We start from the raw sequence: 13,419 nt of genomic DNA, 5'->3' as shown, positions 1-13,419 counted from the left end.
GGTGATCTGCTTTCTGAAGTTTAGGCGATATGAAAAAGCCAGCATTGCGTTCCCTGCCGGGTATGCACAAAGGCCGCTGACGGTCTGAAGCCTCGCGAAATATTACCAGAGTCGGTGTTGCTACTATGCCCTGGATCTTCGGCGGTCCGGGGGCCATCAAATGCTGTTCATGGAGTAATAACGTGTCTCTGCGCCGTACGTCTCAAAACATCTCTTCCGGGCATCCTGCGCTGGTCGAGCGGTACCACCGCTAGCGACAGTGAGCCTGACTCATGGATGAGAAATACCGCAGGGCCGTGGATGCAGCCGCCATTTTTTCCGAGACCGATCTGAACGGCCGGATTACCTATGTCAACGATCAGTTCTGCGCCGTGTCCGGCTACAGCCGTGAAGAACTGCTGGGGCAAAACCATCGCCTGCTGAACTCCGGCCTGCATTCCGCCGATTTCTTCGCCGCCATGTGGCGCACCATCGCCTTGGGCAATATCTGGAAGGGCGAGATCTGTAATCGCGCCAAGGATGGCAGCCTGTATTGGGTCGACAGCACCATGGTGCCGGTGTTCGATGACGCCACCGGGCGCGTTCACCGATACTTGTCGATTCGTTTCGACATCAGCGAAAAACGCCAACTGCTGCAATCCCTGCAATGGCGGGTCGGCCATGACGTGCTGACCGGGCTGCCCAACCGCGCATTCCTGTCGGATTTGCTCGATCAGGCGCTGGAATTCTCCCGGCATGAAAACATTCCGTTGGCGGTGTGCATGCTTGACCTCGATGGGTTCAAGGCGGTCAACGACGGTTACGGTCACGCCAGTGGCGATATGTTGCTGGTGGAAGTGGCCAAGCGTTTACGTGACATTGTGCGCGGCGAAGACGTCGTGGCGCGACTGGCCGGTGACGAATTCGTGCTGGTGTTGCGTTATGTGCGTGATCTGCAGGAGTTGCGTGCGGCGCTGAATCGCGTGTTGGGGGCGATTTCTGCGCCTTACACACTGCACGGCAAGGACATCAATGTGTTTGCCAGTATCGGCGTCACCCTGTTTCCCCATGACAACGAAGATGCCGAAACCCTGCTACGCCACGCTGATCAGGCGATGTACGTGGCCAAGCAGCGCGGGCGAAACCGCTTTCATCTATTCGATGTCTCGCGGGATCAGGAGGTCAAGGTCACTCACCAGACCGTAGAGCGGGTGCGTCAGGCGCTGGCCGCCGGTGAGTTACGCCTGCATTTCCAGCCCAAGGTGAACATGCGCCGTGGCGTGGTCGTCGGGTTCGAGGCGTTGTTGCGTTGGGAACATCCGCAAAACGGCATGGTGCCACCTCGGGAATTTTTGCCGCTGGTGGAGGACACCGACCTGATCATCGATATCGGTGAATGGGTGATGGATCAGGTTCTGTCGCAATTGCACCGTTGGCAGCAAGCGGGGCAGGGCTGGCCGGTCAGTATCAATATCGCGGCGCGACATTTTCAGCGCGCCGATTTCGTCGAGCGACTCAGGCAGGTACTCGCTCGACATGCCCAGGTCGCCCCGCAGATGCTCGATCTGGAAATCGTCGAGTCGGTGGCGATCGAGAATATCCAGCATGTCAGTGCCTGTTTGCAGGCCTGTCAGGCGTTGGGGGTGCAGTTTTCCCTGGGAGATTTCGGTACGGGTTACTCGTCCTTGAGTTACCTCAAGCGTTTACGCACCCAAACCATCAAGATTGATAAGTCGTTCGTGCGCGACATTCTGAATGACCGTGACGACCTGGCCCTGACCACAGCAGTGATTGGCTTGGCCCGGGCGTTCGGCCGGCAGGTGATTGCCGAGGGGCTGGAAAGCGTTGAGCACGGTGAATTGCTGTTGCGGCTGGGGTGCGAAGTCGCTCAAGGCTATTTCATCGCGCGCCCCATGCCGCCCGGTGAGGTGCCGGACTGGGTGGCGAGGTTTGTCGCCCCGTCGCAATGGCAGGCGCTCGGCCAGACAGCCTTAAACGCTCCGCTACGGCTCAAACCTGAGCCAATAAAAGCCCCTTAAAGTGCAGCTTAGCCAGAATAGACGAGCGCACCGGATGCAATTTTGGCCTTGCTCCGCTAGCATTAGCCGCTTCTGTTCCTTCGTTGCGACGGTTTTCGATGAGTTATCAGGTTCTTGCACGTAAATGGCGTCCGCGCTCGTTCGGCGAAATGGTCGGCCAGACCCATGTGCTCAAGGCTCTGATCAATGCCTTGGACAGCCAGCGGCTGCACCACGCGTACCTGTTTACCGGTACCCGCGGGGTCGGCAAGACCACCATCGCGCGGATCATCGCCAAATGCCTGAACTGTGAAACAGGTATCACTTCGACCCCCTGCGGCGAGTGCTCGGTGTGCCGCGAAATCGATGAAGGCCGCTTCGTCGACCTGATCGAGATCGACGCCGCGAGCCGGACCAAGGTCGAAGACACCCGCGAGCTGCTCGACAACGTGCAGTACGCGCCGAGCCGCGGGCGCTTCAAGGTTTACCTGATCGACGAAGTGCACATGCTCTCCAGCCATTCCTTCAATGCGCTGTTGAAAACCCTTGAAGAGCCGCCGCCCTACGTCAAGTTCATCCTGGCCACCACCGATCCGCAGAAACTTCCTGCAACGATTCTTTCTCGGTGCCTGCAGTTCTCCCTGAAGAACATGACCCCGGAGCGGGTGGTCGAGCATTTGACCCACGTGCTGAGCGTCGAGAACGTGCCGTTCGAAGACGATGCGCTGTGGCTGCTCGGCCGCGCCGCCGACGGTTCGATGCGCGACGCCATGAGCCTGACCGATCAGGCCATCGCTTTCGGTGAAGGCAAGGTCATGGCCGCCGACGTGCGGGCCATGCTCGGTACGCTCGATCACGGCCAGGTCTACGACGTTTTGCATGCGCTGATCGAAGGCGACGCCAAGGCGTTGCTCGAAGCCGTGCGTCATCTGGCCGAACAAGGCCCTGACTGGAACGGCGTGCTCTCGGAAACTCTCAATGTGCTGCACCGTGTCGCCATCGCCCAGGCCCTGCCTGAAGGCGTCGACAACGGCCATGGCGACCGTGATCGCGTATTGGCTTTGGCCCAGGCATTGCCGGCTGAAGACGTGCAGTTCTATTACCAGATGGGCCTGATCGGTCGGCGGGATTTGCCGCTGGCGCCGGACCCGCGCGGTGGCTTCGAAATGGTCCTGCTGCGAATGCTCGCGTTCCGGCCGGCAGATACCGCGGACGCGCCGAGGCAACCGCTAAAGCCAGTGGGGATCAGCCAGGCCACAGTTGATTCCGCAAACTCAGTGGCTGCCGCGCCGGTTGTTGCGCCGGTAGTCTCTACGGCCGTTACACCGCTTCCGGTTGCGCCTGTGGTTGCACCAGCCCCTGTCCCGGTAGCTGCGCCTGAGCCGGTCGAGCCAGTGATCGCGCCCGAGCCTGAGCCTGTTGTCGAACCCGTAGCGGTCGAAGAGGTCGTCGATCTGCCGTGGAACGACCCGGTAGAGCCCGAAGTTGTCCAGCAGCCTGCCATCGAGCCGGTGCTGGAAACGGCTGGCGAACAACCCGAATTGCCACCGATGCCTATGCCGACGCCGGACAGTGTGGTGCCGGATGCGCCGGAATGGGCCGCTGCGCCGATCCCGGAACCGTCCGTGGCTGAAGTCGATGCCGCCACGCCAGGCCTGGATCAGGACGACGAGCCGCCGCTGGACGAGGACTACATTGAGCCGGACATGGACTCGGCCTATAGCTATCTCGATGAACTGGCCAGTGAGCACGCCGCGGAACCTGCGCCGGAACCCGAGCCAGAACCGGCCGCGATGCCGGCCACCGGCCTTGCCCTGCAATGGCTGGAGATATTCCCGAAACTGCCGGTATCCGGCATGACCGCCAGCATCGCCGCCAACTGCACGCTGATCGCCGTCGATGGCGACCATTGGTTGTTGCACCTGGACCCGGCCCACAGCGCCTTGTTCAACGCGACACAACAACGTCGCCTCAACGATGCATTGAACCAGTTTCACGGGCGCACGCTGACCCTGAACATGGAGCTGATCAAGCCCGAGCAGGAAACCCCGGCTCAGGCCTCGTCCCGGCGTCGTGCCAATCGTCAGCGTGAGGCCGAGGAATCGATCCACGGCGATCCGTTCATCCAGCAAATGATGCAGCAGTTCGAGGCGGTGGTCCGTCACGATACTATTGAACCTGTCGAGGCCCTGGTCAGTCAGGGCTAATAACTGAAGGCGCTTGGCCACATTCGCCGGGCGCTGTTTTTATCCAAGTACTTTTGAGGTGATTCCCATGATGAAAGGTGGCATGGCCGGCCTGATGAAGCAGGCGCAGCAGATGCAGGAAAAAATGGCCAAGATGCAGGAAGAGCTGGCCAACGCCGAAGTCACCGGTAAAGCCGGCGGCGACATGGTCACCGTGGTGATGACCGGTCGTCACGACGTCAAGCGCGTAACCATCGACCCAAGCCTGGTCGAAGGCCTGAGCGAAGACGACAAGGAAATGCTGGAAGCGGTATTCGCCGCAGCGGTCAACGACGCGGTGCGCAAGATCGAAGCCAACAGCCAGGACAAAATGTCCGGCGTGACCGCTGGCATGCAATTGCCACCGGGTATGAAACTGCCATTCTGATTCGCCAGCGCGCGTCGGATGGGTTACAAAAAAATGCCAGGCATCGCGCCTGGCATTTTTGTTTTGGCTGGTTTTTTGTTGATCCCTATGGCGAGGGTAAACGGGTGGTGCGGGTTGCGTGGACTGAGTAATTGACGCTGTTATTTGACGCTAAACAGAGGCGCGGGTATAAACCGCGTCTCGTTGTTATGTCGGACTTTTCTCCATGAGCTTCAGCCCTTTGATTCGCCAACTGATCGATGCCCTGCGAATTTTGCCGGGTGTGGGTCAGAAAACTGCCCAGCGCATGGCGTTGCAACTGCTTGAGCGTGATCGCAGCGGCGGTTTGCGACTGGCCCAGGCGCTGAGCCAGGCCATGGAAGGAGTGGGCCACTGCCGCTTGTGCCGCACGCTGACCGAAGACGATCTGTGCCCGCAATGCGCCGATCCACGCCGCGACGACACTTTGCTGTGTGTGGTGGAAGGTCCGATGGACGTTTATGCGGTGGAGCAGACCGGTTTCCGCGGTCGCTACTTCGTACTCAAGGGTCACCTGTCGCCACTCGACGGGCTGGGGCCGGACGCCATCGGCATTCCACAATTGATGGCGCGGATCGAAGAAGCGGGCACGTTTGCCGAAGTCATCCTCGCCACCAACCCGACGGTGGAAGGCGAGGCCACGGCACATTACATCGCCCAGTTGCTGAGCAACAAAGGCCTGATCGCCTCGCGCATCGCCCATGGCGTGCCGTTGGGCGGTGAGCTGGAATTGGTGGATGGCGGGACATTGGCGCATTCGTTTGCCGGGCGTAAGCCGATCTCGCTGTAACGGTGCTGTCTGGACCGACGTCTTCGCGAGCAAGCCCGCTCCCCACATTTGATTTGTGTACGCCGCAAATCCCCTGTGGGAGCGGGCTTGCTCGCGAATGGCTCGCCTCGGTTTCCTTGATTCACACAGCCCCCTTGAAAACCAAGCAAGCGCTCGGTTAACTTCGCTGAACCTTCAGTGGAGCTCGCCGATGCCTGCCTTTCAGGAATACTTCGATCCCAGCCACCAATTGGTCCGCGACAGCGTCAGACGTTTCGTCGAACGTGAGATTCTTCCGGACATCGACCAGTGGGAAGAAGCCGAAAGCTTCCCTCGTGAACTCTACCTGAAGGCCGGCGCGGCGGGGATTCTGGGTATTGGTTATCCCGAAGCCTTGGGCGGTAGCCATGAAGGGGACCTGTTTGCCAAGATCGCTGCCAGTGAAGAGCTGATGCGCTGTGGTTCCGGTGGTCTGGTCGCGGGGCTGGGCTCGCTGGACATTGGTCTGCCGCCGATCCTCAAGTGGGCCAGGCCCGAAGTCCGCGATCGCGTTGTGCCTCAGGTGCTGGCGGGCGAGAAGATCAGCGCCCTGGCTGTCACCGAGCCCAGCGGCGGCTCCGACGTCGCCAACCTGCAAACCCGCGCCGTGCGAGACGGCGACTTTTACCGGGTCAGCGGCAGCAAAACCTTCATTACCAGCGGTGTTCGCGCGGATTTCTACACCGTCGCGGTGCGCACTGGCGAGCCGGGTTTTGGCGGCATCAGTTTGCTGCTGATCGAGAAGGGCACACCCGGTTTCACCGTCGGTCGTCAGTTGAAGAAAATGGGCTGGTGGGCGTCAGACACCGCCGAACTGTTTTTCGATGATTGCCGGGTGCCGGCGGGTCATCTGATTGGTGCCGAGAACATGGGTTTCGCCTGCATCATGGGCAACTTCCAGAGTGAGCGTCTGGCCCTGGCACTGATGGCCAACATGACCGCGCAGTTGGCGCTGGAGGAGAGCCTGAAATGGGCTCGTCAGCGTGAAGCCTTCGGCAAACCCATCGGCAAGTTCCAGGTGCTCAAGCACCGGCTCGCGGAGATGGCCACGGCGCTGGAGGTGTCACGGGAATTCACCTACCGCCAGGCAGCGAAAATGGCCACTGGGCAGAGTGTGATCAAGGAGATTTCCATGGCCAAGAATTTTGCTACCGACACGGCTGATCGCATTACCAACGACGCCGTGCAGATCCTCGGCGGCCTGGGTTATATGCGCGAGAGCCTGGTGGAACGGCTGTACCGGGATAACCGGATTCTGTCGATTGGTGGGGGAACGCGGGAAGTGATGAATGAGATCATCAGTAAGCAGATGGGGCTCTAATCTGCGGTGTAGCGGCTGACGTTTTCGCGGGCAAGCCCGCTCCCACAGTGATTTTTGTCGTATACAAGATTTGTATTTAACGACAATCCCTGTGGGAGCGGGCTTGCCCGCGATGGCGTCAGTACAGACGCTGCTTATTTATCGGTAAGGGCAAACTGCGTCAGGCAAAACGTCGGGATCCCCATATCTTCCAGCCGCTGCGAACCACCCAGTTCCGGCAAGTCAATGATCGCCGCCGCTTCATGCACCCGCGCGCCCATGCGCCGAATCAGGTTCGCCGCCGCGATCAGCGTGCCGCCGGTGGCGATCAGGTCATCGAACATCACTACCGAGTCACCCTCGCACAGGCTGTCGGCGTGGACTTCGAGAAAGGCTTCGCCGTACTCGGTCTGATAACCCTCGGCCAACACGTCGGCCGGCAGTTTGCCCTGCTTGCGGAATAGCACCAGCGGTTTGTTCAACTGATAGGCCAGGATTGAACCGATCAGGAAGCCACGGGCATCCATGGCGCCGATGTGGGTGAAGTCGGCTTCGACGTAACGATGGGCGAAGCTGTCCATCACCAGGCGCAGGGCCGTGGGTGACTGGAACAACGGAGTGATGTCGCGAAAGATCACGCCCGGCTTGGGAAAGTCGATCACGGGACGGATCAGGGATTTGATGTCGAAGGAGTCGAAGACCATCGTCGAAGTGTCCTGGCAGGCTGCAAACGTCGCAGTATAACGGCGGCTGAACCGTTTCGCTCAGCCGCCATTGCCAGGATCAGCCGTCGAGCGAGCCGCCGGCCAGGGCGCAGAGCTGGATCGGGTCGAGGATGTGGATTTCCTTGCCTTCGGCGGCGATCAGTTCGTTTTGCTGGAAACGGGTGAACACCCGCGACACGGTTTCCACCGCCAGGCCCAGGTAATTGCCGATTTCGTTGCGCGACATGCTCAACCGGAACTGGTTGGCCGAGAAGCCCCGAGCGCGGAAACGGGCCGACAGGTTGACCAGGAACGTGGCGATGCGCTCGTCGGCAGTTTTCTTCGACAGCAGCAACATCATTTGCTGATCATCACGAATCTCGCGGCTCATCACCCGCATCAACTGACGGCGCAGTTGCGGCAGTTGCAGAGCCAGTTCATCGAGGCGTTCGAAAGGGATTTCGCACACCGAAGTGGTTTCCAGTGCTTGCGCCGAGACAGGGTGCTTTTCAGTGTCCATGCCCGACAGGCCGACCAGTTCACTCGGCAAATGGAAGCCAGTGAGCTGTTCTTCGCCGCCATCGCTCAGGCTGAAGGTCTTGAGGGCGCCGGAGCGTACTGCATAAACGGAATCGAACGTGTCGCCCTGACGAAACAGGAATTCGCCTTTTTTCAGCGGGCGACCTCGTTTGACGATTTCGTCCAGCGCATCCATGTCTTCCAGATTCAAAGAAAGTGGCAGGCAGAGAGGTGCCAGGCTGCAATCCTTGCAATGGGCCTGGCTATGAGCGCGCAGCTTTACTGGCTCGGACATTTCTTTAATCCTTGTGGGAAAACACACATAAGCCGTAAGGGTAACTCACGGGAGGACATTCGGGCCAGCCTGCGACAATTTAACCGCAAGGCCTTAGATCACTCGTGAAAAGCGTTGACGATTGGTGTGTTCCAGATACGCATCGAAAACCATGCACACCGAACGCACCAGCAGCCGGCCTGCGGGCTGTACGGTGATCCGCTCGTTGTCCAACTCGATCAGCCCATCTTCGGCCATATCCAATAGCTGTGGCCAAAGCTCGGCGAAATAACCACGAAAATCGATATTGAAGACGCGCTCGATTTCCAGGAATTCCAGGCTGAAATGGCAAATCAACTGCTGAATCACGGCTCTGCGCAAGCGATCGTCAGCGGTGCATATCAGGCCACGGCTGGTGGCCAGTTGAGCGGACGCCAATGCGTTCTGGTACTGGTTCAGGTCGCTGCTGTTCTGGCAGTACAAATCGCCGATCTGGCTGATTGCCGATACCCCCAGGCCGATCAAATCGCAATGACCATGCGTGGTGTAGCCTTGGAAGTTACGTTGCAGCGTCGATTCTTCCTGAGCAATCGCCAAGTCATCGTCAGGCAGGGCGAAATGGTCCATGCCGATGTAGCGGTAACCGGCAGCCGTCAGTTGTTCGATGGTGCGCTGGAGCATTTCCAGCTTCTGTGCCGGTGCCGGTAGATCGTTGCCACTGATCCGCCGTTGCGGCATGAAGCGTTCCGGCAGATGGGCGTAGTTGAACACCGAGAGCCGGTCCGGTTGCAGGCTGATGACTTCGTCGACGGTACGGGCGAAGTTCTCGGGCGTCTGCTTGGGCAAGCCGTAGATCAGATCGATGTTGATCGAGCGAAATTGCAGGGTCCGGGCCGCGTCGATCACCGCACGGGTTTCTTCCAGGCTTTGCAGCCGATTGACCGCCCGTTGTACCGCCGGATCGAGGTCTTGAACGCCAATGCTGACCCGGTTGAAACCCAGTTCCCGGAGCAGGCCCATGGTCGACCAATCAGCCTCGCGAGGGTCGATTTCGATGCCATAGTCGCCGGAATCGTCGTCCAGCAGATTGAAATGCTTGCGCAGCTGAGCCATCAACTGGCGCAGTTCGTCGTGGCTGAGAAAGGTCGGTGTGCCGCCGCCGAAATGCAGTTGCTCGACTTTTTGCGTCGGGTCGAGGTGGCAGGCAATCAGCTGGATTTCCTGTTCCAGGCGCTGCAAATAGGGCAGGGCGCGGCCACGGTCCTTGGTGATGACTTTGTTGCAGGCGCAGTAGTAGCAAATATTCGCGCAGAACGGCACGTGCACATACAGCGATAGCGGCCGCAGGGCTTTACGGCTGTCGCGAAGGGCATGAAACAGGTCGAAGGTGCCGACCTGGCTGTCGAATTGCACGGCGGTCGGGTACGAGGTATAGCGCGGTCCCGCCAGGTCGTAACGGCGGATCAGATCTGTGTCCCAACGAATGGCGTCGAGCATGCGGGCATTCCCCCGGATAGGCTGGCAATGTCGGCGAGTCTAGGGAGAAGTGCGCAAAGGCATCTTGATTTGCATCAAGGGTCGGGATTTGTGTTGCAGGTGCGGGCCTCATCGCGGGCAAGCCCGCTCCCACAGGGTTGTGTTTGGATCACCGAATTGGGTAATCCTTAAATCCTGTGGGAGCGGGCTTGCCCGCGATGGGGCCACTGCCGATCTAATGCCCCATCAGCCAATGCTGATGCGGCCCTGGCAAGGTCCAGATACCGAACACCATCACCAGCAAGCCTCCGGTCATGCGGACGCTGCGTTTGCGCAATAACGCCGTGACGCGCTCGGCGGCAAGCCCTGTGGCAAGCAGCACCGGCCAGGTACCCAGCCCGAATGCCAGCATCAGCAATGCACTGTCCAGCGCATTGCCCTGGCTCGCCGACCACAGCAATGTGCTGTAAACCAGCCCGCATGGCAGCCAGCCCCATAGCGCGCCCAGCAGCAGGGCGCGGGGCAGGTTCGACACGGGTAATAATGTGTTGGCCACCGGCTGGATATGCCGCCACAGGCCGCGACCGAGGCTTTCGATACGGGTCAGGCCGCTCCACCAGCCGGCCAGGTACAGGCCCATGGCGATCAGCAGCAGCCCGGCGAGAATGCGCATGAACATCGCCGCCGGGCTATTGGCCACGGCCCAACCGGCCAGGCCGATCAGCAGGCCGGCCGCGGCGTAGCTGAGAATGCGCCCCAGGTTGTAGGCCAGCAATAGTCGAAAGCGCCGGCTGCGTTGTTCTTTGGGAATCGCCAAGGTCAACGCGCCCATCAAGCCGCCGCACATGCCCAGGCAATGCCCGCCGCCGAGCAAGCCGAGGATCAGCGCAGACACCAACAATGGCGCCAACTCAAGCATGGGGCGGCGCCTTGTCGTCCGGTTTGGCCGGATGGCCGCTGGCCTCGTCGACCGCTGCCTTGTGGTTCGGGTCCTGATCGTCGAACAGGATGCTGTGGGCCGGGCCGTCGAGATCGTCGTACTGACCGCTGTCGACTGCCCAGAAGAAGATGTAGATAGCGATGGCCACGATCAGCAGCGCGGCCGGGATCATCACGTAGAGAGCTGGCATCTGGACTCCATGCCCGCGCGGCTCAGGCCGGCAGCGGACGGGTTTCTGGCGTGGTGCCGGCAGCCGGCGCGCTCGGCAGGCGAGTCAGGCGCAGGGCATTCAATACCACGGTCAACGAACTGATCGACATGCCAACCGCTGCCCATACCGGAGTGATCCAGCCGAGGGCGGCGAACGGCAACATGAGGCCATTGTACAGCGCTGCCCACAGCAAATTCTCGATGATGACCCGACGGGTGCGGCGGGCCAGGCTGAAGGCTTGCACCAGCGCGTCGAGGCGGTTCGACAACAGCACCGCGTCGGCACTGGTTTTCGCCAGATCGGTGGCCGAACCCATCGCCACGCTGATGTCGGCGGCGGCCAGCACCGGCACATCATTGACCCCGTCACCGAGCATCAACACCTTGCGACCTTCCTTGTGCAGTTGTTGCAGCACCTGCAATTTATCGTCCGGACGCAAACCGCCTCGGGCCTCGTCGATGCCCAACTCGGCAGCGACGCTGGCAACCATCGGCGAGCTGTCGCCGGACAGCAGCAGTGTGCGCCAGCCACGAGCCTTGCAGTCCGCCAGCAGGGCAGGCGCGTCGGCACGTAAACGGTCATCGAGTACGAACCAGGCCAGCGGCCCCTGGCTGTCGCCGAGCAACAGCCATTGGCCAGGCTCATCGGGCATTACAGGCGTTTGAGCGCCGCTGAGTTCGCAGACAAACCCCGGTTGGCCAATGCGCAGGCGTTGTGCGCCGACCAACCCCTCAAGGCCCAGGCCCGGCGTGCTGTGAACTTCTTCGGCGGCCAGCGGCGCGCGGCCAAAAGCCCGGGCAATCGGGTGCTCGGAGCGGTTTTCCAGGGCCGCGGCGAGACTCAGGCATTGATCGCTGGTCAAGGCTCCAAGTGGCCGGATCGAACGCAAGGCCAGGCGACCTTCGGTGAGGGTGCCGGTCTTGTCGAAAATCACCGTGTCGATCTGGTTCAGGCCTTCCAGCACATGGCCGCGCGTCAACAACAGACCGAGCTTGTGCAGCGTGCCGGTGGCGGCGGTGAGGGCGGTTGGCGTGGCCAGCGACAAGGCGCACGGGCACGTCGCAACCAGCATCGCCAGGACGATCCAGAACGCCCGCGAAGAATCCAGTTCCCACCACAGCAGGCCGATGGCAGCCACCGCGATAAGCGACAACAGCAAAAACCATTGCGCGGCGCGGTCGGCTATTTCCGCCAGTCGTGGCTTTTCGGCCTGGGCGCGATCCAGCAGGCGGACGATGGCCGACAGTCGCGTGTCCTGTCCCAGCGCCAGGACTTCCACGGTCAGCGCACCTTCAACGTTCAAGGTGCCGGCGGTGACAGCATCGCCCGGGGTCCGTGGTTGTGGCAGGTATTCGCCGGTCAGCAGGGATTCGTCGATGCTCGATTGACCGTCGAGGATCTTGCCATCGGCCGGCAGGATCGAGCCGGGATGCACCAGCACCTGATCGCCTACGCGCAATTCGCTGAGCAGAATCCGTTCGCTCTGGCCATCGACGCTCAACCGTAGGCAAGAGGCGGGCAGCAGATTGACCAGCTGTGCGGTTGCGGCGGCGGTGCGTTCTCGGGCTCGACGTTCCAGATAACGCCCGGCCAGCAGGAATAGCGCAAACATCCCTACTGCATCGAAATACAGCTCGCCTACCCCGGTGATCGAGGTCCAGATCCCGGCGATATAGGCACTGCCAATCGCCAGCGACACCGAGACGTCCATGGTCAGGTGACGGGTGCGCAAGTCGCGCATTGCCCCTTTGAAGAACGGCGCGCAGCTGTAGAACACGATCGGCGTGGTCAGAAACAGCGCGACCCAGCGCAGGATGGTGTGGAGCTCGGGGCTGAGGTCAATGTTGAATTCCGGCCAGGTGGCCATGGTTGCCATCATCGCCTGGAACCACAGCAGTCCGGCAACGCCGAGTTGACGTAGCGCCAGACGGTTTTCGCTGGCCAGTTGTTCACTGGCGCGGTCGGCCTGATAAGGGTGGGCGGCGTAACCGATATGGCGCAATTCACTGAGCACTTGACTCAATGGCAATTGCGCATCGGCCCAGCGCACATGCAGGCGGTGGTTGGACAGGTTCAAGCGTGCTTCGGCCACCGCCGGCAAGGCGCGCAGGTGTTTCTCGATCAACCAGCCGCAGGCGGCGCAACTGATGCCTTCCATCAACAGGGTGGTTTCGGCGAGTTCGCCTTCGTGGCGGACAAAGGGTTGCTGCACGTCGGCGCGGTCGTACAGCGCCAGCTCATCCACCAACTGTACCGGCAAGGCTTCGGGGTTGGCCGAGGCTTCGCTGCGATGCTGGTAATAGCTTTCCAGCCCACCGGCCACGATGGCCTCGGCCACTGCCTGGCAACCCGGGCAGCAGAACTCGCGGGTATCCCCGAGGACGGCGGCGGTGAAGCGGCTGCCGGCCGGGACGGGCAGGGCGCAGTGGTAGCAGGGGGTTGGATTGGTCATGTTTGTTGCCATGAAAACCATTGTGGCGAGGGAGCTTGCTCCCGTTCGGCTGCGAAGCAGTCGTAATACTGAAAGCTCGCTATGTCTGAAAGAACCGGTTTGCAGGT

11 protein-coding genes are annotated in these 13,419 nt (G+C 60.8%); 5 read left to right on the top strand and 6 right to left on the bottom strand.

Annotated elements, in window-relative coordinates; genetic code table 11:
• Positions 1-272 precede the first annotated feature (272 nt).
• The 5 genes from AB7M26_RS25520 (at position 273) to AB7M26_RS25500 (ending at position 6,757) form a co-directional block, all read left to right on the top strand.
• A complete protein-coding gene (locus AB7M26_RS25520; RefSeq protein WP_123496442.1) occupies positions 273-2,018 on the top strand; it encodes a putative bifunctional diguanylate cyclase/phosphodiesterase in 1,746 nt (581 codons plus the stop codon).
• Between the two features lie 98 nt (positions 2,019-2,116).
• Complete coding sequence (gene dnaX, locus AB7M26_RS25515) at positions 2,117-4,204, top strand: DNA polymerase III subunit gamma/tau (RefSeq protein WP_123496444.1); 2,088 nt, start codon at positions 2,117-2,119, stop codon at positions 4,202-4,204.
• Between the two features lie 67 nt (positions 4,205-4,271).
• A complete protein-coding gene (locus AB7M26_RS25510; protein ID WP_007905413.1) occupies positions 4,272-4,610 on the top strand; it encodes a YbaB/EbfC family nucleoid-associated protein in 339 nt (112 codons plus the stop codon).
• Between the two features lie 205 nt (positions 4,611-4,815).
• On the top strand, positions 4,816-5,418 hold the full coding sequence (gene recR / locus AB7M26_RS25505; protein WP_123496446.1) for a recombination mediator RecR: 603 nt from the start codon (positions 4,816-4,818) through the stop codon (positions 5,416-5,418).
• A 190-nt stretch (positions 5,419-5,608) separates the two neighbouring features.
• Positions 5,609-6,757 carry an acyl-CoA dehydrogenase family protein gene (locus AB7M26_RS25500; protein ID WP_123496448.1) on the top strand — a complete coding sequence of 383 codons (1,149 nt, stop codon included), beginning with the start codon at positions 5,609-5,611 and terminating at the stop codon, positions 6,755-6,757.
• A 134-nt stretch (positions 6,758-6,891) separates the two neighbouring features.
• On the opposite strand, the gene AB7M26_RS25495 is transcribed toward AB7M26_RS25500, so the two are convergent.
• The 6 genes from AB7M26_RS25495 to AB7M26_RS25470 form a co-directional block, all read right to left on the bottom strand.
• Positions 6,892-7,440: an adenine phosphoribosyltransferase gene (locus AB7M26_RS25495; protein ID WP_063343032.1), complete on the bottom strand. Its 549-nt coding sequence runs from the start codon at positions 7,438-7,440 to the stop codon at positions 6,892-6,894.
• Positions 7,441-7,519: 79 nt separating this feature from the next.
• Entirely contained in the window at positions 7,520-8,254 is a 735-nt protein-coding gene (fnr, locus tag AB7M26_RS25490; protein ID WP_008075169.1) for a fumarate/nitrate reduction transcriptional regulator Fnr, read from the bottom strand.
• 93 nt (positions 8,255-8,347) lie between these two features.
• Complete coding sequence (hemN, locus tag AB7M26_RS25485) at positions 8,348-9,730, bottom strand: oxygen-independent coproporphyrinogen III oxidase (RefSeq protein ID WP_123496450.1); 1,383 nt, start codon at positions 9,728-9,730, stop codon at positions 8,348-8,350.
• A gap of 214 nt (positions 9,731-9,944) precedes the next feature.
• Positions 9,945-10,628: a sulfite exporter TauE/SafE family protein gene (locus AB7M26_RS25480; RefSeq protein ID WP_007933361.1), complete on the bottom strand. Its 684-nt coding sequence runs from the start codon at positions 10,626-10,628 to the stop codon at positions 9,945-9,947.
• Entirely contained in the window at positions 10,621-10,839 is a 219-nt protein-coding gene (gene ccoS / locus AB7M26_RS25475; RefSeq protein WP_007905420.1) for a cbb3-type cytochrome oxidase assembly protein CcoS, read from the bottom strand. Before ccoS ends, AB7M26_RS25480 begins: the two co-directional genes overlap by 8 nt.
• Before the next feature lie 22 nt (positions 10,840-10,861).
• Entirely contained in the window at positions 10,862-13,312 is a 2,451-nt protein-coding gene (locus tag AB7M26_RS25470) for a heavy metal translocating P-type ATPase (RefSeq protein WP_123496452.1), read from the bottom strand.
• Between the last annotated feature and the right edge of the window lie 107 nt (positions 13,313-13,419).

It is taken from the genome of Pseudomonas sp. F-14 TE3482 (genome assembly GCF_053629455.1).
Note: the sequence above shows the minus strand (reverse complement) of the source record. Positions and strands in the feature narration are given on the sequence as shown.